The following is a 24,985-nucleotide window of genomic DNA, read 5'->3' on the forward strand; positions in this document are numbered from 1 at the left end:
TTATTCTCCTGCCTGAGTTGGGAATGTTTGACTTTGTTGCCAAGCACGTTGATTGAGTTGCATTAAGGCATCTTTCGCCATGATCTGTTCTGGTTCTAACCCAAGACGCAAACTTTGAATTTCAATTGAGTTTTGCCAAGCCTGTTTTAATAGCTCGACTTTACGTAAGCGCACGTCTTGCAATTGCATGGTGGCTTGCTGAACATCGGTAACGGCGAACTTACCCAAACGGAAACCTTGCAATGTTTTTTGCTGAACTTGAATAGCAAGAGGAACTTGCTGATCATTCAATTGTTTAAACTGGATACGTAAACCTTTTAACTCTGACATTAGGGTTTCAATATCAACCTGATTTTGCTGTCGATAAAAGCTTTGCTGGCGTTGAGATAACTCTTGTTTGGCCTGAGCAATCTTGATTCCGTATTGCTGGCGATTAAAAAGATTTAAAGGAATTTCCACACCTAAACGAATTTGGTTATCCGTACTCTGTTCTGGAGAACGAGTGTTATTAACACCTAAAGTTACAGTAGGCTGCGGTCTTGCTTTTGCTTTAAGCTGTTGAATATTGGCTTGCTGCGCAAGAGCATCTAACTGGAAAGAACGCTCTAATAAATTATTTTGCGCATCTTGGCTTGGTTCTACATTCGCTGCCAATGCCCATAACTGATTTGGACTTTGGAATAGCTGAAACTGACTTGAACCACCTCCCCATAAGTTCACCAATTGCTGTTTCGCAACTTGAAGTTTTAAATCAACTTGTTGGTATAAACGCTGATTTTCCAAGTGAGACATCCGCACTCGATCTACATCCACTTGCGCAATACTTCCTGCTTGATAACGCTTTTCCGATGCCAACAAATTTTCTTGGCTGACTTCTAGCTGCTCTGCAATAAGAGACTTTTCAAGCTCAAGCAAAGCCACTTGTGACCAGAAATATTTAACGATTAATCCAAGTTCAGCTTGATAACGCTGCTCGGCCAAATCAATTTTTGATATTTCCACTTTTGCCAAGTTTTGCGCAGCCTTACGTTGTCCAAAAATATCTAAAGGCTGAGAAATGCCTATCGCAAGTTCTTTTTCTTGATCACTTTGGAAACCAGTTTGTTCAATAGAAAGACTTGGGTTGGCCCATAAACGACTTTGCTTTAAATTGGCCTCAGCCATTTGCTGCTGTGCTTGCCAAACACCTTGCTGACTTTGATATTTTTGTACCTGCTCTAAGGCTTGGTCAAAAGTAAACGCTGCTTTTTGAATATAACGTTCTTGTTGAATCTCAGACTGAGCCATTGTTACTTGTCCAGCCAATAGCATGGCAACAGATAGGCTTGAGATTGTTAAAACTTTTTTTAACGTTATCTTAACGTTATTCTCTAAGTGAGAAGTAGAACTCACTCGAGTTGAAAAAATAGAAGACATGTTTTTGCCCCGCAATAAATAAGAGATGCGGTGGGCTCGTTTTGGCTACCCCACCTATAGCGGGGATAAAACAGGAGGAGGTTTTAAAGCAGTAAGATGGGGCGACTGGTAAGAATTAGACCAGTGATAAATTTGTGAGAGTTCCTGCACATGCACTACAGGTGTTTCAGCTTGCTTTGCAACTTCAGTCATCACCACATGAAAACATGAAGGCAAATGATCATGATGATCTTGCAAATTTAAAGGCGGTTTATGAGAGGTGTTTCCGGCATCTTTCTGTTCAGTATGAGCTTGATGTGAAGGTTGGTATACATCTAAAGCTGCGTGATGCCCGAAATGATGCAATGCTTTTTCCTGATTTTCATGCGCGCAAAATGCAGCTGCCACATTCCATAAACTCTGGAATATGAGCAAACTAAACAAGACGGACATAAAAATTGCGGAACGTGGCAAAAGCACACCATTGAACTAAAAAGTTGAACAAAGGCACTATAACAGGCTCTAGGCATGTAATAAAATTACAAAACCTCGATTCATAAATCTCCGTTTTTTAATTTAGAACTTATCTCACGTTATACGAGACAAAAATAATTTCTTTTGAGTAACCTTTATGTATAAGCTTTTTTCTGCATCTATATTAACCATTTGTCTAGGCTTAACAGGCTGCGCGACCAATATGTTGTCCACCGCTTTACCAAATGAAACAACTGAAATTAAAACAACCACTTTAAAAACCGATCAAATTATTGCCTTAGGTCAAGCAGTTAAAAATGATCAAGAACAAGGCTTTGTATTTATCGGTCAAGATTATAATTATTTAATGACTGACGGTAGCTCAAACCTTTTAAATATTATCAAAAGTATTCCAGCAGAGCAGAGAACAATAAAGACACCATCACCTCTTGTACTTGAGATGGATGATTCCACCCATTTCCATGGAGAAATAACGATTCGTTATAATATCCCTACGTCCAAAATGGATGAAAAGCAAAAGGAACTTTTAAAGACCTTAGGTTTTAAGAATCAATTCATGGCAATGGAAAATCAACAACAAGTTTTTTATCCTTTCACCATCATCCGCTTTAAAGGAAAGATTTACCAAAAAGCAGAGAATCAAAAAATTCAACAGCAACTCTCAGTTCCCTATCCAGTCGCTTTACAGCAAAAAGATGAAATAACCAAGAAACATCCGTTTAAACGTGTAACACGCATGGCATTATACCCTTTAGCAATGACCTTTGATGTGATTACGGTAGCTCCATCATTAATATGGTCAGATTTACATGGTGACTTTAATAAATAAGATCTTTCACTCTTAAAATAAAAAAACCAGCCCTTAGGCTGGTTTTAAAAAATTAACTGGCAATATGCCACACAAATAGCTTGTGTACTTGAACTAGATGTTTATTGCTGTTTTTGTAAGTCAGAAGAAAAACGAATCACAACATCATCAACAACTTTATTAAATGCTTCGTTAATCGACATTGGTTGCACATTTTCAATAGGCGCTTTTTTATTTCCAACGGTTGTTAAAATCATATGCGGGTAACGCTCAGATATTTCTTTACCTTGAGCATCAACATAATTAAATTTAAACTCATATTTATCAGCAATCGCGTTACCAACAGCACCAAAAGTCAAACCTGTTAGAACCCCTTTGCCCGCAGCCTCACCTAAATCAGCCACATTATTCGCAGTTAAATGTAATTTTGCTTGCTTCTCACCATTCGCTTGGGCTGTTGGAGAAAATACGCCTGTTGCTCTTAGACTACGCTCAACTGCTGATTGCAGTTCTTTACCGGCTTTTGGTACAACTGCTCCATTTCGCTGAAATTCAGTAGTTAAAACCACTGGAATAGGTTGAGCTGGTTTTTTAATATCCGAATAGGAAAGAGACTTATAAGCAGGATCAACATAAGATTTTACTGAAAGACATCCAGTAAGTTGTGTAGCAACAGCTACCCCTAAAGCAATAATATAAAGTTTGAATTTTTTCATGATTTTCCAGAAAGGTTTATTTACCTTTTAATAAATTAAGCTGCAATATTAATCTTAATAAATCAAAAATATAAGTATAAATTCAATCACTTTATGGAATTTTAATTTTTTATTTCTTAAATTTTTTGATAAAAAACAAAAAACCAGCCCTTAGGCTGGTTTTTTCAATTAGCAGAGATTAACCGCTAATTTTTTTGTATTTCGTACGTTTTTGAACAGCGTCATCACCTAAACGTGACTGACGATATGCTTCATATTCTGCATAGTTACCTGCGTAGAATTCTGGCTGTTCATTTTCAAATGACAAGATATGTGTCGCAATACGGTCAAGGAACCAACGGTCATGCGATACCACCATTACCGTACCTGGGAATACAAGAATTGCATCCTCAAGCGCACGTAAAGTTTCAATATCCAAGTCGTTCGATGGCTCATCCAGTAAGATAACGTTTGCACCTAACTGTAAGATCTTTGCAAGTTGTAAACGGTTACGCTCACCACCAGACAATTCACCTACACGTTTTTGCTGATCTTGACCTTTAAAGTTAAAACGGCCGATATAAGCACGTGACGCGATTTCGTAATCACCGATTTTTAAGATATCTAAACCGCCAGAAACTTCTTCCCAAACAGTTTTATTATTATCTAGAGTGTCACGAATCTGACCAACATAAGCCACTTTAACTGATTCACCTAAGGTCACAGTACCTGTATCAGGTTGCTGTTCGCCAGTCATCATACGGAATAAAGTCGTTTTACCCGCACCGTTTGGACCAACGATACCAACAATCGCTGTTGGAGGTACGGTAAACGTTAAGTTCTCGTACAACACGCGACCGTCAAATGATTTACTGATACCTTCCACTTCCACAACTTTGTTACCCAAACGTGGGCCAGGTGGAATGTAGATTTCAGATGTTTCATTACGTTGTTGGAATTCTTTAGAGTTAAGCTCTTCAAAACGTTCCATACGTGCTTTGTTTTTCTTTTGCTGGCCTTTAGCATTTGAACGAACCCATTCAAGTTCTTTTTTCAATGCTTTAGCAAAAGATTCTTCTTGTTTATTTTCCTGCTCTAAACGAGCATTCTTTTGTTCTAACCAAGAAGAATAGTTTCCTTGATAAGGGATGCCCATACCACGGTCAAGTTCAAGAATCCACTCAGCCACGTTATCCAAGAAATAACGGTCATGCGTAATCGCAACGATAGTGCCCGGGAAATCTTTCAAGAAACGTTCTAACCAAGTTACAGATTCTGCATCTAAATGGTTCGTTGGTTCGTCCAGAAGTAACATATCTGGTTTCGAAAGCAATAAACGGCACAGTGCGACACGACGACGCTCACCACCAGAAAGTAATGTTACGTCTGCATCCCAAGCTGGAAGATTCAAAGCATCCGCAGCAATTTCAAGCTGGTTGTTTAGGTTGTGTGCATCCCAAGCATGGATAATTGATTCTAATTTTTCCTGCTCTTTTGCAAGTGCATCAAAATCTGCATCTGGGTCTGCATATTCTGCAAAAACCTGATCAAGACGTTCTAACGCATCTAAAGCTTCACGCACGCCATCTTCAACGTTACCACGAACGTCTTTAGTTGGATCTAGCGGTGGTTCTTGCTCTAAATAGCCGATTTTAATTCCAGGTTGTGCACGAGCCTCACCAGAGAAATCTTTATCTACGCCAGCCATAATACGAAGCAAAGTAGATTTACCTGCACCGTTCAAACCGAGCACACCAATTTTGGCACCCGGGAAAAATGATAAAGAGATGTCTTTTAAGATTTCGCGCTTTGGCGGAACCATTTTAGACACTCGGTTCATCGTATAAATATATTGGGCCACGCAGGACTCCTCAATTGAAAAACCAGTACATCGCAATAAGCGATAAATAATCGCGCGTATTATACGCTGAAAACCTCATTGACTTGAAGTTATGATTTCCATCGTACGGATTTATCAAACAATTTTCTTTTTCAATAAGTTGCAAAATGTTTATGTATAAGATTTATACAGCGTTTCAGCGTATATTTTTCTATCTTTATTCCTAAAATTAGAAAACAAACCAGAATTTCTGCAATTTTCTATATCAATTTTAGGCTAGACTCGCTCAATATTTAACTCACGAAGATGAAGTAATCATGACGTATAAAGATGAAACCTTAGCCATTCATGCAGGCTATTCACCAGAGGCAACCACAAAAGCTGTTGCAGTCCCTATTTATCAAACTACCTCTTACGCATTTGATAATACCCAGCACGGTGCCGATCTTTTTGATTTAAAAGTTCAGGGTAATATCTATACCCGTATTATGAACCCGACCACTGCTGTACTTGAGCAACGCCTTGCTGCACTCGAAGGCGGGATTGGTGCTTTAGCCTTAGCTTCTGGAATGGCAGCAATTACTTATTCAATTCAGACGATTACCGAAGCTGGAGATAATATTGCTTCTGTCTCAACCTTGTATGGCGGAACGTATAATCTATTTGCCCATACCTTACCCAAACAAGGCATTGAAGTTCGCTTTTTTGATTATCAAAAACCTGAAAGCTTACGTAATTTAATTGATGATAAAACTAAACTTGTTTTTGTTGAGTCGATTGGCAACCCGCTCGGGAATATCATCGATTTAGAAGAAATTTCAAAAATTGCCCATGAATATGGTGTACCTGTCATTGTCGATAATACGGTTGCCACCCCTGCTTTATTAAAACCATTTGAATATGGTGCCGATATCGTCATTCATTCACTTACTAAATATATAGGCGGTCATGGAAATAGCATTGGAGGGGCGATTGTAGATAGCGGCAAATTCCCTTGGGGTAAATATCCGGAACGTTTTAAAGTTTTGAACACGCCTGACCCAAGTTATCACGGTGTAAATTATGTCGAAGCGTTAGGTGAAGCTGCTTATATTGCACGAGCTCGTGTTGTACCACTACGTAATACAGGTGCGGCAATTAGCCCGCTTAGTGTTTTCTTGATTTTACAAGGCTTAGAGACCCTAAGCCTCCGCATGGAGCGTCATACTGAAAATGCTCAAAAAATTGCGGAATATTTACAGACTCATCCAAAAGTAAAATGGGTCAACTACGCAGGTTTAAAAGATCATCCACAGCATCAACTTGCTCAAAAATATGTAAAAGGTAAACCTTCTGCAATTTTATCTTTCGGCGTACAAGATGGTCTCGAAGGGGGAACTCGCTTCATCGATGCACTTCAGCTATTTACTCGTCTCGTAAATATTGGTGATGCAAAAAGTTTGGCGTGTCATCCTGCAACGACGACTCATCGCCAGCTTAATGAACAAGAACTTAAATCTGCTGGTGTAAGCGAAGATATGGTACGCCTTTCAATTGGAATTGAGCATATTGATGACTTAATTGCCGATTTAGACCAAGCACTTTCAGCTGTATAACTTTTAAACTATTCAATAAGCCTCTAGAAGTAGAGGCTTTTTTTTATTTGTCTTTATTCAAATTCAGATTAAATCTGCACTCATCTACAATAATAATTTGATCCATTCGCACAAGACAGATAATTCAAAGCAAAGAATGAGAAATAAATCTAGCCCGATAGGTGCTAGGACTAAGCCCTACACAATTTCTAAACCGAGTCCGGAAAGTGACAGGAGAATTAAAACCACAGCTTAAAGAAATGTCTTCAATGGATTGTGAAGATGTCTCCAGTAACTCTTGAGCCCGTTGTATACGCATGGTAAGTAACCATTGCAATGGTGTAGTTCCAATCTGATCGCGGAAACGTCGTGCGAATGTTCTTGGGCTCATATTTGCTTTATAAGCAAGTAATTTAATATCAATTTCTTCATTCAAATGTGCCCTCACCCATTCCAGTACCGGAGCCAAACTATCACGAGTCTCTGGTAATTCATGTTGAATAAACTGTGCTTGCCCTCCCTCACGATTTAAGGGAGCTACGGCAAGCTTTGCAGCATGAGCAGCCACAGTTTGACCATAATCCCGACGCACAAGGTGTAAACACATATCCAATCCAGATGAGGCTCCAGCTGAAGTTATAAGACGTCCTTCATCAATAAACAATACATTTGGGTCGACCTTGATCTGGGGGTATCGAAGAGCTAACTCCTCTGCAAGAACCCAATGGGTTGTAGCTCGATATCCATCAAGAAGTCCCGTTTCGGCTAGAACAAATGCCCCGGAACAAATTGAAGCAATTCTTGCCCCTTTTTTCCACGCTTTGAGAATGGCTGTCCGTACCTTGGGATTAAGAGTCTTTTTAGGATCTTTAATACCGGGAATAATAATAGTGTCTGCATCAATAAGATGATTAAGCCCAAAATGTGCTTGAAGTGTAAATGCTCCTGTATTTACATGCTCTGCTTCACCACAAACTTTTACACAGTACCCCGCCTCACCATTTAATAAACGTACGAAGCCAAAGGCCTCACATGGAATACCCAAGTCAAATGGGATGAAATCATGCAAAGCAAGAATAGCTATCGTATGCATGGATAAAGGCTCTATTAATAAACTTTTCTTATTTTGGCAGATATCAAATTGGCAGTAAATGAACGATTATTGTCATTCCTGCCACTCATAACAATAGATTAATACTGACAGAATTACCCGTAGTAATTTTTATGTCAAAACTATGAATGGAAACACTATTCTCTCAGCTCAGCTTTTCTTTTTTCAAAATATAGAATGAATAGTTATCTCCCCCATTCTTAGTATCGATAAATTAAATCTTCAAATGGGCTAAATACGGATCAATAAATATGGCTAATCCGAAAGCACACAATATTACTCAATTTCAAAAATTGAAATTTTTTTCATTATTAGAGACAGTTTCTCTACTGCTATTGGTTGTTGTTGCAGTACCTTTAAAATATTTTAATGGATGGGATACAGGTGTTCATTTTATGGGGCCTATCCACGGGCTTACTTTTTTTACTTATATCTGGTTCGCAGTACAAACCATAGCTGATAGTAAATGGACACCATTAGAAATATTAAGATTAGTAGTGATTACGCTCATCCCGTTCGGTGTTTACTTTAATTTATCATTTATAAAAAATAAAATAGCTAAATTAGATGAAGCTCAATCATCATGATAGAGCTTTTTACAACCTTAAGCTCATGGCTAAAAGCTATACATATAGTCTCAATGACTATTTTTATAAGTGGCGTTCTTACTGCTTCGATATCACTTAAAATAGAGTTTGATATTAACGAGAATATACGTATTCCTATCTGGGCTGAGCGTGAGTCCCGATGGGATCAAATTATGACGACCCCAGCTCTCTTCATTACTTTTGCGTCTGGTTTAATATTAGCAATTAACGGCCAATGGTTTAGCTCTAAATGGCTACCTACAAAAATTGTATTTGTACTTATTTTGGCAGCTATCCATGGCTTTCAAGCTAAACTTTTACGACAAATCGCAAATGGTATAAATGTTAGAAAAAAACAGGCAACACTGATTATCTTTATCTGTACTGTTTCAATTATCGTTCTTGCTATTATTAAGCCATAACCTTGCTGTTTATTCTTTAGTCAATAAAAATGTATTAAACAATTATCATATTATTCAGAAGATTAGGATAAAGAAGGAAATATTCCAACCTCTACTTTAGAGTTTTTACTCTAAATAAATTGTTAAATTTCATATATTTACAGACTAGACAATTTTTAAACATCTATTAAGATAATAGCCATATTTATGAGTTCATTTGGATGAACCTACGGTTGTAAAAAATAAAAATTACATACCGGAATAAATAGTCCCTGCCCCTACTTAGGTAAAATGCTGTGAATAAAAAATTAGAAGCTCTGTTCCAGGAAAAGGTACAAGATAAAGTCATTTTAGTGACAGGCGCCTCGAGTGGAATCGGATTAACGATTTCAAATAAACTTGCTGATGCTGGTGCCCATGTTTTACTGGTTGCCCGTACTCAAGAAACTCTGGAAGAAGTGAAAGCAGATATTGAAAGCCGTGGCGGTAAGGCATCAATTTTCCCGTGTGATCTCAATGACATGGACATGATTGACCAAGTATCTAAAGAAATTTTAGCAACTGTTGACCACATTGATATTTTAATTAATAACGCAGGTCGCTCTATTCGCCGTGCCGTACATGAGTCTTATGATCGTTTTCATGACTTTGAACGCACGATGCAATTAAATTATTTTGGTGCAGTACGCCTAGTTCTTAATATTTTGCCACATATGATTCAGCGTAAAGATGGACAAATTATTAATATTAGCTCGATTGGTGTGTTAGCAAATGCGACTCGCTTTTCTGCTTATGTTGCGTCTAAAGCAGCGCTTGATGCATTTAGCCGCTGTCTATCGGCCGAAGTTCATGCACACAAAATTGCGATTACTTCAATTTATATGCCATTGGTTCGTACCCCAATGATTGCACCGACTAAAATTTATAAATATGTACCAACACTTTCACCTGATCAGGCTGCTGACTTAATTGCTTATGCAATTGTGAAACGCCCGAAACGTATGGCAACTAACTTAGGTCGCTTAGCTTCAATGACATATTCGGTTGCGCCAGGCATCAACAATATGTTTATGTCGATTGGTTTCCGTTTATTCCCAAGTTCAGATGCAGCAAAAGGTGAAAAAACCGAGAAATTAAACTGGGCACAAAAAGCATATGCACGAATTTTCCCAGGCGAACACTGGTAATTTTGAGTTGATGCCATAGTGAAAAAAAGCGCCTTAAATAAGGCGCTTTTTTAATTAAAGAAGTTATCAATCAAGAAATTGAACATGCCCTGTTTTTACATCGTAAATTGCACCCACCACTACAATATCACCTCGCTCAACCATATCTTTAAGCACACTACTGTTATTAATAATGTACTGGATGTTGTAGTGAACATTCATTGCGGTCACTTGGCTAATAAAAGCATTACCTAATTCGCGTGGCTGCATAATGTCATATACGCTATTAACCGAATGCATTAATGGCCCAAGCACATATTGAATGTGTGGCATTTCCTTCACATCCGACACTTGCTTTTGTTCTAGACGTAATTGGCATGCACTCGTCACAGCACCGCAATCGGTATGTCCTAAAACAACAATTACTTTAGAGCCTTTAGCCTGACAAGCAAACTCAAGAGAACCCAGTACTTTTTGCCCCGCAATATTACCTGCAATTCGTAAGCTAAACAGATCACCAATACCTACATCAAAAATCATTTCGGTAGGAGCACGTGAATCCATACAACCAAGCACGGCTGCAATCGGATGCTGCCCTTCATCTGCAGTCACACGAATTTGTCGATAAATATCTCGTTGTAGACGTTCATTTTTTACAAAGCGCTCGTTTCCTTCCTTCAGTAAATTTACCACCTGTTGAGGACTCAGCTTTTGTTGCAAATCATGTGTACTAATATCAATATCAAGTACCGCATCATCAACGTCTTGATAGTGTTGTTTGAACCCGACCAGTTTAAGATTTACTTGGCGTTTAATAGCCGTTTCACTTTGATAATCTTGAATAACTTGATAGATATCAGGATCAATCGAGTCACATTGAGTCGCATCAATAATGAGTTGTTGGTGTTTATGCACATGTTCCAATGCTGAAATAAGCGCAGAACGATTAAGAAAGGTCACTTGTGATGGAAGTTCAATACGAGTCACTACGCCATGCAAGCGCTTCTCTCTATAAACACGTATACCTTTATTAAAATTACCATAGAGAATAAAAGCACTACTGGTGAACAGACCAATTAAAATTCCCATTAAAAGATCGGTCAGTAAAATTGCAAACAAGGTAATAATAAAAGGTAAAAACTGTTTCCAACCTTTTTGATAAAGCTGTTTAAAGAGTTTTGGGTGGGTAAGCTTAAAGCCTGTCACGATTAAGATTGCAGCCAATGCAGACAGAGGAATCATGTTCATTAATGGCACGAAGAACAAAACCGCTAGCAGCAACAATACGCCATGAATAATGGTAGAACATTTGCTACGCGCGCCTGTATTTGCATTTACCGAACTACGTACAATCACTGAAGTCACAGGCATTCCACCAATTAAGCCAGAAATGATATTACCTGTACCTTGTGCCCAGAGTTCACGGTTAGGAGGAGAAGAGCGTTTTTGAGGATCAATTTTGTCTGCGGCCTCCAAATTCAATAATGTTTCTAAAGATGCCACGACAGCCAGAGTAATTGCCCCTGTGTAAATCATAGGCTCAGCTAAATAGCTAAAATCAGGAAAAATTAATACATCCTCAGGCGCTTGTAAGATATTCGGTAACTGAATGAGGTTATCAATTTGCACTGCCCATGCAGAGCCAATACTCACTAAAACAAAATTTAAAACTGCTGCGAGCACAACCGCAATCAATGCCGAAGGTAAAGCTAGTTTTTTGAGTGGGCTACTATCCCACGCTAAAATTAAGAATAAACTGAGTAAACCAATAAGTGCAGCTCCGCTATCGAAACGCTCAAGGAATACATCTGGGGTTGAAGTCCAAACCTGTTTCCATGAAAAGTCAGAAAGTCCAAATAGATAAGGCAATTGGGTCGCAATCAGAATGACACCAATAGCGGCGAGTAATCCTAAAATGACATTATTTGGAATAAAGTTGGCAAAAAAACCTAACTTGAATAATCCAAAGAGAATTTGCAGGACACCGGCAAAAATAATACATAATAAAAAGGCGGCATAATTGCCGCCTAGTTGTTCTAACTGTACAAGAATGACGGCAGTTAGCCCTGCCGCTGGGCCAGCAACACTAATGTGAGAACCACTTAGTAAGCCTACGATAATGCCGCCCACAATACCTGCAATAATACCAGAGATGATGGGAGCACCTGAGGCTAAAGCGATACCCAAGCACAGCGGTAATGCCACAAGGAATACGACGACTCCAGATAAGAGGTCTTTTAAATGAAATCTATTTTTCAGGTTTAAAACCGACATAAAACAACCATTTATAATAAAAAGAAATAAGCAAAGTTGTACTATTACAGCCTGAAAGTGAGTAAATGCTTCAAGGCTCGGTTGATGATGTCGAACAACTGAATATCATTAAAGTTTAGTTATGCTATAACGTTGTGTATTTAATTGTGTATTTAACAACGATTTGTTGATCTTAAGATTCACCTCATCTTTAGGACTGCGATTTTTTCCTTAATCGCTCTTTAATACCGATTAGAAATAATGTTTCACCAATAAAAAAGCCCCCAATTGGAGGCCTTTTTATTAATTAAAATTAATTTCAATGAGTCATATCCAAACTATCAATCAAACCAAATAACTCCATAAAATTAGTCTTAAATAAATTTACCCTAGTTATTTATTTCTATTAATTACTATACTTAAACCCTATATGGATTATCAGAAATCATAGTTTTAGGGCATTCCTTCCCCTTTTCTTTAATTGTTTTGAGAAGTTCAACCATCTTATGTGATGAAGCTAGCCCTATGTATATATTCTTAATATCCCTATGGCTTGGTTGCTCATACTCAACATATGAGCGAGTGGTATCATTTATATCCATTACAACATATTCACTTTCTATTTTATCCATAACAATCATTCTACACTCCTGCTCTTCTTGAAATGAAAAATGCTTAACCAAATAACTAACTGGCCTCATAATTCTATTACTGTCTTTTAATTCATCTACTTTCAAATCATGTTTTCCAGCTTTCATTTTTTCTAGAGTTTTAAGTATATTTTCAATAGAAAAAGTAACTGCGTCTGTAATATTCTTCATTCCTTCTACATATTCATTCCATGCAATACCACTTTTTTCTTTATCTTGTATTTCTTGATAGAATGTAAATTTATTCCTCTTGGCAACTTCAAAATATCCAGTAAAAGGATCCATATAAACACACCTAAATAAAGGAAACTTCAGACCTTCTTCAATCCCCCCTTCATCTAATAAATAATCATCAATAACAGAAACAAAATTAAAAAAGAATTTTGCATTGTATACCAAACTGATACCCGTACACGGTATATTACTATTTAAACCATACAGCCTAAATTGATTTAAATTATTATGATTAAAGGTGAAACATGTGAGAAACGTTTTATTGTGAGAATCATATTCCAATTCATTTAAATGAATAAACTGTAACAAAATTTTCCCCTCTGTTGGATCATTCATATAATCTGTTGAATTTAATCTTAAAGAGGTACTATTAGTTACCAAGAGTTTTGCAACATTGTAATTGGTATAATGGGCAACTTTCCTTTCATACTGATTATCAAACCCAACCAGAAGTTTTTTTAGCATTATCATTACATTCATTTGCAAATCAATTATATATAGTTTTTCTTTCTTATTAATAAAATCCAAGTAACTCTTTTTAAATCTATCCGAACTAAAATATTTCCCTCTATAATCATCAGAAACTGGATAATCATTCAACAAAAAAGATGCAAAATTATAGTTATAAAAACCATAATCAAAATTATTAATTTTAAAATAACTTTCACTAAAGTGAGTACATATATTTAAAATATCTAAATCCAGAAGATCCTCAACTACAACTTTAACAAGATTTAAAATATCATTTTCAGTAGACTCAACAATATAAATTTCTCTATATAAAATATAAGATAGATTGTAATAAAAAATACTCTTATTAAGATCAATACTACCAATTAGTTTTAAAAAAGTATTTCTATCAAGCTTCTTCAAAGAATAAAGATCAGCTATTTTAAATAAAATAAGAGCAAACCACAGATTACTAAAAAACTTATTCTGAGTTCCGTAAAATCTTATTTTTTTACTAATCTCACTATGATCATCAGCATTCTTTTTTTCATTCTTCAAGGATTTAATTGCATTATCTAAATCAACAATAACTTTTTGAACAGACTCAACTAAACTATTAAACTCTTCATCTGTAAAAACTAAATTATTATTCTTTTCTCCTTCTCCAAATCTACCTTTCACTATCCCTTGATATTTTAAATACTCAAGCACTAGATCAAATTTTTTATTCATAAAACCCCATTCTTAATATGTTTTTCTCAACTATGATAACTTATTCATAAAAAACCTCCCTTGGGGGAGGTTTTTTAAGTTTCTTAAAGATGCTTATTTAGAGCCTTTAATCCCTGCTTGTAGCAACAACGCACCTAAACCACCAATTTTTTGTTCTTGAGGTTTCTCTTGCTTGGCACGCTGAGGACGTTCAGCTTGATCTTTACGTGGTTGAGGACGTTTACCTTGAGGTTTACGTTCAAAACGTTGTTCTGTATTTTGTTCACGGCGTGGTGGACGCTGAGCTTTTACAGGTGCAGAACCTTCAGCACGCATACTTAAGTTCACGCGGTTACGTTCAACATCCACCTGCATAACACGTACTTGTACAATCTGGCCCGGTTTTACAACTTTATGTGGATCAGATACAAATTCATTTGCAAGTTCAGAAATATGAACTAAACCATCCTGATGCACACCAATATCAACAAAGGCACCAAAGTTTGTGACATTCGTGATCACACCTTCAAGTTGCATACCTTCTGTCAATTGACCAACTTCAGTAATATCTTCACGGAATTTAGCAGTACGGAACTCTGGACGTGGGTCACGACCTGGTTTTTCAAGTTCAGCTAAAACATCTTGAATTGTTGGTAAACCAAATTTGTCATCAACAAATTCATCAGCTTTTACTTGGCGAATGATTTCAGTATTACCGATGATGTCTTTAACAGTTGTTGCTTTTGCTGCAACAATTTTCTCAACAAGACCATAACTTTCAGGGTGAACTGAAGAAGCATCTAAAGGTTCAGAACCATTTTGAATACGTAAGAAACCAGCTGCCTGTTCAAAAGTACGCTCACCTAAACGTGGTACGCTTTTCAACGCTTGACGGTTGTCAAAACGGCCATGTTCTTTACGGTATTCAACAATCTGTTGAGCAATTGCTTTGTTTAAACCAGCAATATAAGCCAAGATTGCTGGTGAAGCGGTATTTACATCAACGCCTACAGCATTCACACAGTCTTCTACCACTGCATCAAGGGTTTTTGCCAAACCAGTCTGGTTCACATCGTGTTGATATTGACCCACACCAATTGACTTCGGATCAATCTTAACAAGTTCAGCAAGTGGATCTTGTAAACGGCGAGCAATAGAAACTGCACCACGAATTGAAACGTCAAGCTCTGGAAGTTCTGCCGACGCAAGTTCACTTGCAGAGTAAACAGATGCACCCGCTTCACTTACAGTGATTCGTGTTAAATTCAGATCAGTATTCGCAGCCATCATTTCAGCAACAACAGCTTCTGTTTCACGGCTAGCTGTACCATTACCAATTGCAATCAGCTCTACGTTATATTCACGGCATAGTCGTGCAAGTTCAGCAATTGAGCCTTCTTTATCTTCTTTAGGTGCAAATGGATAAATCGTGCTGTGAGCAAGTACATCACCTGCATCGCTGATCACTGCCAGTTTAACGCCAGTACGCATACCAGGATCAACACCCAAAGTCGTACGGCTGCCTGCTGGCGCTGACAATAATAAATGACGAAGATTTTCAGCAAATACCTGCATTGCTTCTGCTTCAGCAGTAAGACGTTTTTCAGTTAGCAATGAATGCTCGATTTGAGGACGAATCTTGCCTAACCAGAATAATTTTGCAGTTTGCTTTAAGAAATCCTGACGTGCTTGAGGTTGAGTTTGCTCAAGGTTGTATTCAGTTTCAATACGTGCCAATGGCGCATCATCTTCACCATCTACTTTCAAACCCAATACGTTTTCTTGACGACCACGTAACATCGCTAATAAACGATGTGAAGGTAATTTGTTTAAACCTTCAGAGAATTCAAAGTAATCACGGAATTTTTTACCAACTTCTTTCTTTTCTTCAGATGCAACTGCACTTTTTAAAACCGCAGTTTTTGCAAAAGTTGTTTTTAATTCTGTAGTAAGTGAAATATTTTGTGCCCAGTCATCAATCAGAATATGCTGAATCGCATCTAACTGACTCTCAACATCTGGGTAGTCTTCATGACTAAAACCAGCCAATGCTTCTGTCGGGTCAACTTGTTCTGCAATAATTTTTTCAGCAATTGGTCCTAAACCTGCTTCTTTTGCTTTAAAAGATTTACTTGTACGCTTAGGGCGATACGGTGCATAAATTTCTTCTAAAGCATTTTTTGTTTCGGCTGCATTCACCCGCGCCAACAAGTCATCACTCAATTTATTCTGTTCTTGCAATGACTGAATAACCTTTTCACGGCGCTCATATAAATCACGTAAATACGCTAAACGAGTATCTAATTGGCGTAACTGCGTATCATCTAAACCTTGTGTTACTTCTTTACGGTAACGGGCAATAAATGGAACACTGGCACCTTCATCAATTAAGCGGATGGCAGCTTCTACTTGGTTTGGACGTACGGCAAGCTCACTTGCCAACTGCTGAACTAAGTCAGTCATCGTGTTTGATCCCACAAGGATAAAGTTTAAAAGCACTGATTATAAAGACCAAGCCCATAAAATCCACACTTGTTTGCGTATTCAAAACGTTTTTTTGTATTGACTCTGAATATTTATACTTTTTACGACTACTAGAGCACATAAAAACAGGAGTTCAACTATGAAAAAGTTGAGACTGAGCTCTGTCTTTTAATCTTTATAGAATATAAACGTAGGACTTATGTCATGAATCTGACAAAATTTTATTATAATTTATGAGAAAATGAACATATTGGTACACTCTTCAAAAGATAAAAATAGAGAGATTCAACAAGGTTTTATTGGTCTAAATTTTTATCGAACCCAACTATCTGCTTATTTCGACAATTAAAAAAACAAAAGGAATAAGTCAGCTGATCTAAAATAACTTATTTGAAACAATTAGTTATTAATATTTAATTATTAAAAAATTATCAAAGATTTAACTATTTGTTTTTTTAGATCAGTCTTTGCTAAATTATGAGCTTAAGATGTTGTTTTTTGGTTTCAAACTACCTTGAAAATTGTAATTTTGAGCAAATTGATACATAGTCTTAACAAGAACATCAGCATTATACTGAGGGCTTGTTGGCAATAAGCCTCACCGACCCAATAATATATAAATTATGACTTTAAAGGGAGTACATCATGAGTTTAGTTGTACCTGCTGAACATCCTGAAACCGTACACAACGAAACGGATCGTGTCGAACGTATTTTAGTGGTCGATGACGATGTGCGTTTACGTACCCTCTTGCAACGTTTTTTGGAAGATAAAGGCTTTGTTGTAAAAACTGCCCACGATGCTTCGCAAATGGACCGTCTATTACAACGTGAGTTATTTTCACTTATCGTACTCGACTTTATGTTGCCAGTTGAAGATGGTTTGAGTATTTGTCGTCGTTTACGCCAATCAAATATTGATACACCAATCATCATGCTAACAGCGCGCGGTAGCGATTCAGATCGTATTGCAGGTCTTGAAGCTGGTGCAGACGATTACTTGCCAAAGCCATTTAATCCAAATGAACTTTTAGCCCGTATCCGTGCTGTATTGCGCCGCCAAGTTCGTGAAGTTCCTGGTGCTCCAAGCCAACAAGTTGAAGTTGTAAGCTTTGGTCCATGGTCTCTAGACTTGTCTACTCGCACACTGACACGCGAAGGGCAAATCGTTACCTTAACGACTGGTGAATTTGCAGTATTAAAAGCATTGGTACAACACCCACGTGAACCATTAACGCGCGACAAACTCATGAATTTAGCTCGTGGTCGTGAATGGGGTGCAATGGAACGTTCAATTGACGTTCAAGTCTCTCGCCTACGTCGTTTAATTGAAGATAATCCTGCACGTGCACGTTATATTCAAACGGTATGGGGCGTGGGTTATGTATTTGTTCCAGATGGTGCGGAATAAGTTTGAGATAAGATAGAGTGAGTTTAGATCCAATCGCGCCACAAAACTTTACTGATTACGCTACCTACTCAGAACGGAAACGAACTCGGTGGGAACGTTTTCTCGACAAAATTAAGCCACGCTCTGCTGCCATGCGTACCACTATTCTGGTACTGCTGGTGGTATTTTTTAGCTTATTTATGTCGTTATGGTTCTTTTGGCGCACTCTTTACTTACCTGAAATTCAACAACACGCGCGTTATCTTGCAGTTGAACTCGAGCTCGTCAACAATCCAGATATACGAATTTTTCATCGCGAAAATGAAGTCGATGTTGATGAGTGGTTACGTAATCGTGTTGGAATTGAATACATTACCAATCCCAAAGAATATCCAAGTGTCCGCGATAAAGTAATTGCTGAGTTTTTTACTAATCAAATCGAACAAAAACTGGCAAATGAGATTGGGGCTAAGGATGTTACGGTTTACTTCCAGTTTAAACCTAGCCCACGTATTTGGATTCAAACACCTGAAATGCATGGAAATTGGGTTCGTGAACCTTTAAAAACCTATGCAAACTACAGTCCTGAGCTATTAATTGGTTGGGTCGTTGGTGTTCCTCTACTATCAGCTATCATTATTTTGATTCTAGTAAGACAAATGAACCGCCCTTTGCGTCGTTTGCAAAATGCTGCCAATGAATATAGTAAATCAGGAACAGCACCTTACCTAGATACCAATCATGGTCCATTAGAAATTCGACAGGTGAACCAAGCCTTTAACCGCATGGTCTATACGCTTGATCAAACCGAGCGCGAACGACGTATTATGTTGGCCGGTATCTCACATGATTTGCGAACTCCTTTGACGCGCATTCGTTTAACAGCAGAAATGCTACCTGACGAGTTCTTACGTGAAGGTCTGGTCTACGATGTGGATGATATGGATGCGATTCTTAATCAGTTCATTTCGTATATGCGCGATGGTTCAGATGAAGAGTTGAAAGACACCAATATCAATATGCTTTTGCAAGAACTTGTTGTGCAATTTAAGCCCCTTGATATTCAATTCGAGATGCAGGATGTGCCCATTATTCCGGCACGTAGCCTTTCTTTAAAACGGCTTATTGCGAACCTGATTAATAATGCAAAGCGCTATGGTGCTGAACCTATAGATCTAAGTGCAAAAGTTGAAAATGAAAATATTTTAATTACTGTTGCCGATCATGGTGAAGGTATTCCACCAGATCAAATTGAAGAATTAATGCAGCCCTTTGTCCGTGGAGACGCCGCAAGAACGATCCAAGGGAGTGGACTTGGATTGGCTATTGTCAAACGTATTGTCGATATTCATCATGGTGAAATTCAAATTCACAATCGTGAACAAGGCGGTTTAGAAGTTATTATTTCTTTACCGATCCCAAAACCAGTCCCTGAAGAAAATAGCTCGATCAATCCATTAGAAAAAATAAAACAAACTTTGAGTGAGCGCTTTTAATTTAACCAGCTGGTTATTAAAAGCCTCATTTTAAAGGCAAATAAAAGCAATAAAAATCAAATAAATAAAAACCATAAATATAATTTATACCACCATTTATTTACAAAATTAGACCTTAGCCTAACACCTATGCACTTTTCAATTTTTCATAGCTAAAATCCCGTATGTTTTGACAATTCTGAGGATGTCCAATGTCTTTAAGTCGTATTCGCCTAGCTTCTCTTCATGACAAGGTCATCAGTGCTGAACAAGCTGCGCAATTCATCGAAGATGGAATGACCGTAGGTATGAGTGGTTTTACTCGTGCTGGTGAAGCTAAAGCTGTTCCACAAGCACTTGTAGAACTTGCAAAGAAAAATCCGTTAAAAATCACGTTAATTACGGGTGCCAGCTTAGGTAACGACTTAGACAAACAACTCACGGAAGCAGGTGTTTTATCTCGTCGTATGCCATTCCAAGTGGACAACACTTTACGTCGTGCCATTAACAATGGCGAAGTTATGTTTATTGATCAACATTTGTCTGAAACTGTTGAACAAATGCGTAACCAACAGCTTAAACGTCCTGATGTTGCGGTAATTGAAGCAATTGCAATTACTGAAGATGGTGGCATTATTCCAACAACTTCTGTAGGTAACTCTGCAAGTTTCGCTATTTTTGCCGAGAAAGTTATTGTTGAAATCAACACATCTTTAAGCGAAAGCTTTGAAGGTTTGCACGATATCTACATCCCAACTTATCGCCCAACACGTACTCCAATTCCATTAACAAAAGTGGATGAGCGTATTGGTACATCAGCAATCCAAATTGATCCTGCAAAAATTGTCGGTATTGTATTTAACGATACTCACGATTCACCATCAACGGTAACTCCGCCAGATGATGAAACACAAGGCATTGCAAACCACCTGATTGCTTTCTTTAATAAAGAAGTTGCTGAAGGTCGCTTACCAAAAAATCTTGGTCCATTACAAGCGGGTATCGGTTCTATTGCCAACGCTGTATTAACAGGTTTAAAAGATTCTGACTTTGAAGACCTCATCATGTACTCAGAAGTATTACAAGACTGTACTTTTGAACTCATTGATGCAGGCAAAATGAAATTTGCTTCTGGTAGCTCAATTACACTTTCTGCAAAATGTGGTGAGAAAGTTTTTGGCAATATCGAAGCTTACAAAGACAAATTAGTACTTCGCCCACAAGAAATTTCTAACCATCCTGAATTGGTACGTCGTTTAGGTATTATCGGCATTAACACTGCGCTTGAGTTTGATATTTACGGTAACGTGAACTCAACTCACGTGTGTGGTACTAAAATGATGAACGGTATTGGTGGTTCAGGTGACTTCGCTCGTAATGCCCACTTGGCAATCTTTGTGACCAAATCAATTGCTAAAGGCGGCGATATCTCTTCTATTGTGCCAATGGTGAGCCATGTTGACCATAGTGAACACGACGTTGATATTTTAGTTACAGAGCAAGGTTTAGCAGACTTACGTGGTTTAGCACCTCGTGAGCGTGCTCGCGCTGTTATCGACAATTGTGTACACCCACTTTATCGTGGTGCATTAAACGACTACTTTGATCGTGCATGTGCTAAAGGTGGGCATACTCCTCACTTACTTCGTGAAGCATTGTCTTGGCATGCAAACTTCGAAGAAACAGGTCAAATGCTTCAAGCAGAACCAGTTGCGAAATCAGCTTAAAAGACTAATTGAATTAAAGCACTCCTAAGGAGTGCTTTTTTATTTGTGTAAATTATTAATAAACTCTGCTCAAGCCTGAATTTTTATTTTATCTTTTGAGCACATCAAAACAAAAAGTAGAAATCCATATGTTTATCATTCGTCAATTTACAAATGCGGATCTGGAAGATGTCGTCATTTTATGGGAAAGCTGCGGTCTGACTCGACCTTGGAATAATCCTGAAACCGATATTTTTAGAAAAGTCTCACAACAAGATGATTTATTTCTAGTTGCGATTAAAGATGAGCAACTGATTGGCACGCTTATGGGCGGCTATGATGGTCATAGAGGCTGGATTAACTATTTAGCTGTTCATCCCCACCAACAACGCTTAGGAATCGCTACAGCGCTCGTTCAGCAGCTTGAAAAGCGCTTAATTGCCCGCGGCTGTCCAAAACTACAATTACTCGTCCGTAAAGACAATTTAAATGTACTAAATTTTTATGAACAGCTTGGCTATGACGAAGTAGAAGCAGTGTGTTTAGGAAAACGACTTATTAGTGATAATCCACCCGACTAGCGCACTTAGTCCACACTTTCTTTTTCACTATTAAGAAAACCCATTTGGGCTTGGGGATAAGTAACTATACTTGTGGATAAAACGGGATTTATACACAGGTGAATTAACGAAGTGTTGGGGCAAAATAGATAGACATGAAAAAAGCCTCATACGTTATGTATGAGGCTTTTTCGAATATGGTGGCGAGACCCAGGATCGAACTGGGGACACACGGATTTTCAATCCGTTGCTCTACCTACTGAGCTATCACGCCGTTGGCCTGTATTAAGCCGTATCTCAGAACAATAGTCAACAATTATCCTGAGTTTTTGATTTAACTGAGTATTTTTTATACTTAAAAAAAATCCCTGATGGGATCAGGGATTGAAAACACAAATAATGGTGGCGAGACCCAGGATCGAACTGGGGACACACGGATTTTCAATCCGTTGCTCTACCTACTGAGCTATCACGCCGAAGTGGGCGTATTAAACAATGTTTATATGACCACGTCAAGCAACTTCCGTATTTTTTGTAACAAGTGATTATTTTTAAATCACCATCACATACGGACTAGGCTGTTAATGATGTAATTTACCAATATGAGCCAAACAACGATGAATTGCGCCGCAGCCCGGCTCAAAAATTTTAACCCCTTTTGACTCTTCTATACGACAAGCTTCTTCAACCAAACGCTCAGCTACCCCACGACCACGGTTAGCAGGGTGAACAACAATATATTCAAGGACCTTGCTTTCACCTTGTCCTGAAGACCAGATTGCACCTATAATTTTGGTGTTAAATTCAGCAGTGTATAGCGTGGTATACTGTTGTAAATCTTGTTCAAGTTGTTCAATCGCATCGTGCCCGTCACCAAACTCCGGACTTGTATCATACAAACGCTCAAGCTGATCGCGGATCTCTGAATTATCTAGAGAACTATAAGCATGTACGGTAATAGGCATTGATTAACCCTCCTGAGCAAACTATGATGCTGTCACGAATTCGTCACAGCGAAATTGTCGTTAACATCCAATCATTTTTGACGTTTTTTGAGGAACGTGTCCATGACGCAACGTATCAGTGAAGTGGTTAGAAATACCAATGAAACCAAAATTCGAGTTCGATTAAATCTCGACGGTACTGGTCAAGGCACACTAAACACTGGAGTTCCATTTTTAGACCATATGATTGATCAAATCAAGCGACATGGCTTATTTGATATCGATATTCATTGTGACGGAGACCTCGAGATTGATGATCACCACACCGTAGAAGACTGTGGAATCACGCTTGGACAAGCTTTTGCACAAGCTTTAGGCGATAAAAAAGGTTTAAAACGCTATGGTCATTTTTATGCTCCATTAGACGAAGCTTTATCTCGCGTTGTTGTAGATTTATCTGGTCGTCCGGGTTTATTCATGGATATTCCATTTACCCGTGCACGCATCGGTACCTTTGATGTCGATTTATTTTCTGAGTTTTTCCAAGGTTTTGTAAACCATGCGCTTATGACCTTACACATCGATAATTTGAAAGGTAAAAATAGTCACCATCAAATTGAAAGTGTATTTAAAGCGCTAGCTCGTGCTTTACGTATGGCATGTGAAGTTGATCCACGTGCAGAAAACACGATTGCATCGACAAAAGGTAGCCTCTAATGACACGTATCGCGTTACTTGATTATGGCATGGGCAATCTGCACTCAGCTGCTAAAGCACTTGAGCATGTTGGCGCTACAGTCGATGTGACCAATGATCCAAAATTAATTGCACAAGCTGACAAAATTGTTTTTCCGGGCGTTGGGGCAATGCGTGACTGTATGCAAGGCATGCGTGAAGCAGGTATTGATGAAGTCGTACGTAAAGCTGCTTTTAATAAGCCAGTCCTTGCGATTTGTGTAGGCATGCAAGCATTACTACAAAGTTCTGAAGAAAATGGCGGTGTAGACGCACTCGGTATTTTTGACGGTGTAGTAAAGCACTTCCCTCAAATGGAAGGTTTAAAAGTACCACATATGGGTTGGAATCAGGTTCACCAACTGGACCCAAGCCATCCAATGTGGAACAACATCGAACAAGATGCTCGTTTTTACTTTGTACATAGCTACTATGTCGAACCTAAAGATGAAAGCGTTGTAGCTGCAACTTGTGAGTATGGCGTGAACTTTTGCACAGCGATTCACAAAGATAATTTATTCGCGACTCAATTCCACCCAGAGAAAAGTCATACTGCTGGTTTGCAGTTACTTAAGAACTTTGTGGAATGGAATATTTAATCTGATTTAAAACTGAAAAAGATCAGGTCTAGATAGCCTGATCTTTTTTTTATTTACAATAACAACTAATCATTTATAGAATGATATTTTATTCAACAAAATATTGAATATTTATACTTTTAAATAAAACCAAATGATCAGGAAAACAAAATGAATTCACCTTTCGAAAATCAGCCACTTCAACAAGATTCCCCCTTTAAAGCTAATGGTCGTTTTGGTCGACTCTCTTATGCTGCTTGGACATTCTTATTTTCACTCGTCATCGGCATCGTTGTTGTTGCCATCGCATTCACTTTTGGATTTACATCTAGTCAGGATCTAACTGGCCTTTCTACAGCAGGCATGATTGTCATCGCCATTCTTTATATTGTTTGCCTCTATGTAAGCTTTGTATTTACAATTCGTCGCTTACATGACCGCAATAATACAGGATGGCTTTCATTGCTAATGCTCATCCCTGTCGTAAACCTCATTTTCATGATTTATCTCTTTGCGGCAAAAGGTACAGAAGGCAATAATGATTACGGCCCACAACGCCCTACCCCTGGTTGGGAACGCGTTTTAGGCTGGATTTATATTATCCTGATTCCGCTTGCTTTTATTTTTGCTATTGTTGCCACAATCATGGCTCCGACCTATGAAGGTTATGTTGAAAAAAGCGAAAGCATTGTCATTGGTACCCCTTCTCAGTCTCAATAATTTTTAAAGACTGTCATAAAGCCT

The 24,985-nt window shown here is 38.1% G+C and carries 22 protein-coding genes and 2 tRNA genes; 13 read left to right on the top strand and 11 right to left on the bottom strand.

Annotated elements, in window-relative coordinates; genetic code table 11:
* Both ACS125_RS02510 and ACS125_RS02515 read right to left on the bottom strand, forming a co-directional pair.
* Window positions 1-1,416, bottom strand: coding sequence for a TolC family protein (locus tag ACS125_RS02510; RefSeq protein ID WP_174738996.1), 1,416 nt, complete (start codon window positions 1,414-1,416; stop codon window positions 1-3).
* Window positions 1,417-1,470: 54 nt separating this feature from the next.
* Window positions 1,471-1,869 carry a cation efflux protein, CzcI-like gene (locus tag ACS125_RS02515; RefSeq protein ID WP_443270353.1) on the bottom strand — a complete coding sequence of 133 codons (399 nt, stop codon included), beginning with the start codon at window positions 1,867-1,869 and terminating at the stop codon, window positions 1,471-1,473.
* Between the two features lie 157 nt (window positions 1,870-2,026).
* Between ACS125_RS02515 and ACS125_RS02520 the strand changes: the two genes are divergently transcribed.
* Window positions 2,027-2,719 carry a hypothetical protein gene (locus tag ACS125_RS02520; RefSeq protein ID WP_004789865.1) on the top strand — a complete coding sequence of 231 codons (693 nt, stop codon included), beginning with the start codon at window positions 2,027-2,029 and terminating at the stop codon, window positions 2,717-2,719.
* A gap of 101 nt (window positions 2,720-2,820) precedes the next feature.
* Here the strand turns inward: ACS125_RS02520 and ACS125_RS02525 are convergent, their stop codons facing one another.
* Together ACS125_RS02525 and ettA are read right to left on the bottom strand one after the other, a co-directional pair.
* The gene (locus ACS125_RS02525; RefSeq protein ID WP_443270355.1) at window positions 2,821-3,414 is read right to left on the bottom strand and encodes a hypothetical protein; all 594 of its coding nucleotides are present in this window, start codon (window positions 3,412-3,414) and stop codon (window positions 2,821-2,823) included.
* A gap of 178 nt (window positions 3,415-3,592) precedes the next feature.
* Window positions 3,593-5,254, bottom strand: a complete 1,662-nt coding sequence (gene ettA, locus ACS125_RS02530; RefSeq protein ID WP_107880541.1) for an energy-dependent translational throttle protein EttA — start codon at window positions 5,252-5,254, stop codon at window positions 3,593-3,595.
* Between the two features lie 296 nt (window positions 5,255-5,550).
* On the opposite strand from ettA, the gene ACS125_RS02535 reads away from it, so the two are divergent.
* Window positions 5,551-6,828 carry an O-acetylhomoserine aminocarboxypropyltransferase/cysteine synthase family protein gene (locus tag ACS125_RS02535; protein ID WP_004789874.1) on the top strand — a complete coding sequence of 426 codons (1,278 nt, stop codon included), beginning with the start codon at window positions 5,551-5,553 and terminating at the stop codon, window positions 6,826-6,828.
* A gap of 124 nt (window positions 6,829-6,952) precedes the next feature.
* On the opposite strand, the gene ACS125_RS02540 is transcribed toward ACS125_RS02535, so the two are convergent.
* The gene (locus tag ACS125_RS02540; RefSeq protein WP_440203174.1) at window positions 6,953-7,900 is read right to left on the bottom strand and encodes a GlxA family transcriptional regulator; all 948 of its coding nucleotides are present in this window, start codon (window positions 7,898-7,900) and stop codon (window positions 6,953-6,955) included.
* 269 nt (window positions 7,901-8,169) lie between these two features.
* Here ACS125_RS02540 and ACS125_RS02545 point away from each other — a divergent pair, with 269 nt between their 5' ends.
* The 3 genes from ACS125_RS02545 (at window position 8,170) to ACS125_RS02555 (ending at window position 10,093) form a co-directional block, all read left to right on the top strand.
* Window positions 8,170-8,505, top strand: a complete 336-nt coding sequence (locus ACS125_RS02545) for a DUF3817 domain-containing protein (protein ID WP_151963835.1) — start codon at window positions 8,170-8,172, stop codon at window positions 8,503-8,505.
* Window positions 8,502-8,927 (top strand): CopD family protein, encoded by a 426-nt coding sequence (locus ACS125_RS02550; RefSeq protein ID WP_443270359.1) that lies wholly within the window; start codon window positions 8,502-8,504, stop codon window positions 8,925-8,927. The genes ACS125_RS02545 and ACS125_RS02550 overlap by 4 nt, the downstream gene beginning before the upstream one ends.
* A gap of 275 nt (window positions 8,928-9,202) precedes the next feature.
* A complete protein-coding gene (locus ACS125_RS02555; RefSeq protein WP_004789875.1) occupies window positions 9,203-10,093 on the top strand; it encodes an SDR family NAD(P)-dependent oxidoreductase in 891 nt (296 codons plus the stop codon).
* Between the two features lie 66 nt (window positions 10,094-10,159).
* Here ACS125_RS02555 and ACS125_RS02560 read toward each other — a convergent pair whose 3' ends face one another.
* The 3 genes from ACS125_RS02560 to ACS125_RS02570 all read right to left on the bottom strand — a co-directional run bounded on the left by ACS125_RS02560 (window position 10,160) and on the right by ACS125_RS02570 (window position 16,833).
* Window positions 10,160-12,346, bottom strand: coding sequence for a solute carrier family 23 protein (locus ACS125_RS02560; protein WP_443270361.1), 2,187 nt, complete (start codon window positions 12,344-12,346; stop codon window positions 10,160-10,162).
* Window positions 12,347-12,744: 398 nt separating this feature from the next.
* Window positions 12,745-14,391, bottom strand: a complete 1,647-nt coding sequence (locus tag ACS125_RS02565; RefSeq protein WP_443270363.1) for a hypothetical protein — start codon at window positions 14,389-14,391, stop codon at window positions 12,745-12,747.
* A 93-nt stretch (window positions 14,392-14,484) separates the two neighbouring features.
* A complete protein-coding gene (locus ACS125_RS02570; RefSeq protein ID WP_443270365.1) occupies window positions 14,485-16,833 on the bottom strand; it encodes a Tex family protein in 2,349 nt (782 codons plus the stop codon).
* Window positions 16,834-17,499: 666 nt separating this feature from the next.
* Here ACS125_RS02570 and ompR point away from each other — a divergent pair.
* From ompR to ACS125_RS02595, 5 genes are all read left to right on the top strand, one after another.
* Window positions 17,500-18,264 (top strand): osmolarity response regulator transcription factor OmpR, encoded by a 765-nt coding sequence (gene ompR, locus ACS125_RS02575; protein WP_000060753.1) that lies wholly within the window; start codon window positions 17,500-17,502, stop codon window positions 18,262-18,264.
* 17 nt (window positions 18,265-18,281) lie between these two features.
* On the top strand, window positions 18,282-19,739 hold the full coding sequence (locus ACS125_RS02580; protein WP_151963830.1) for an ATP-binding protein: 1,458 nt from the start codon (window positions 18,282-18,284) through the stop codon (window positions 19,737-19,739).
* Between the two features lie 27 nt (window positions 19,740-19,766).
* Complete coding sequence (locus ACS125_RS02585; RefSeq protein ID WP_151963943.1) at window positions 19,767-19,895, top strand: hypothetical protein; 129 nt, start codon at window positions 19,767-19,769, stop codon at window positions 19,893-19,895.
* A gap of 35 nt (window positions 19,896-19,930) precedes the next feature.
* Window positions 19,931-21,445, top strand: coding sequence for an acetyl-CoA hydrolase/transferase family protein (locus ACS125_RS02590; protein ID WP_151963829.1), 1,515 nt, complete (start codon window positions 19,931-19,933; stop codon window positions 21,443-21,445).
* 128 nt (window positions 21,446-21,573) lie between these two features.
* Window positions 21,574-22,005 carry a GNAT family acetyltransferase gene (locus ACS125_RS02595; RefSeq protein WP_443270370.1) on the top strand — a complete coding sequence of 144 codons (432 nt, stop codon included), beginning with the start codon at window positions 21,574-21,576 and terminating at the stop codon, window positions 22,003-22,005.
* Between the two features lie 177 nt (window positions 22,006-22,182).
* Here ACS125_RS02595 and ACS125_RS02600 read toward each other — a convergent pair.
* The 3 genes from ACS125_RS02600 to ACS125_RS02610 all read right to left on the bottom strand — a co-directional run bounded on the left by ACS125_RS02600 (window position 22,183) and on the right by ACS125_RS02610 (window position 22,949).
* A tRNA-Phe gene (locus ACS125_RS02600) sits at window positions 22,183-22,258 on the bottom strand.
* A gap of 126 nt (window positions 22,259-22,384) precedes the next feature.
* Window positions 22,385-22,460, bottom strand: a tRNA-Phe gene (locus tag ACS125_RS02605).
* A 105-nt stretch (window positions 22,461-22,565) separates the two neighbouring features.
* The gene (locus ACS125_RS02610) at window positions 22,566-22,949 is read right to left on the bottom strand and encodes a GNAT family N-acetyltransferase (protein WP_004789887.1); all 384 of its coding nucleotides are present in this window, start codon (window positions 22,947-22,949) and stop codon (window positions 22,566-22,568) included.
* Between the two features lie 102 nt (window positions 22,950-23,051).
* Here ACS125_RS02610 and hisB point away from each other — a divergent pair, with 102 nt between their 5' ends.
* The 3 genes from hisB (at window position 23,052) to ACS125_RS02625 (ending at window position 24,961) form a co-directional block, all read left to right on the top strand.
* A complete protein-coding gene (gene hisB / locus ACS125_RS02615) occupies window positions 23,052-23,645 on the top strand; it encodes an imidazoleglycerol-phosphate dehydratase HisB (RefSeq protein WP_002116767.1) in 594 nt (197 codons plus the stop codon).
* Window positions 23,645-24,262, top strand: coding sequence for an imidazole glycerol phosphate synthase subunit HisH (gene hisH, locus ACS125_RS02620; RefSeq protein ID WP_322904916.1), 618 nt, complete (start codon window positions 23,645-23,647; stop codon window positions 24,260-24,262). Before hisB ends, hisH begins: the two co-directional genes overlap by 1 nt.
* Window positions 24,263-24,412: 150 nt before the next feature.
* Window positions 24,413-24,961, top strand: coding sequence for a DUF805 domain-containing protein (locus tag ACS125_RS02625; protein WP_443270373.1), 549 nt, complete (start codon window positions 24,413-24,415; stop codon window positions 24,959-24,961).
* The last annotated feature ends 24 nt before the right edge of the window (window positions 24,962-24,985 follow it).

This window comes from Acinetobacter sp. PFS20, from assembly GCF_052261015.1.
Classification (GTDB): Bacteria; Pseudomonadota; Gammaproteobacteria; order Pseudomonadales; family Moraxellaceae; genus Acinetobacter.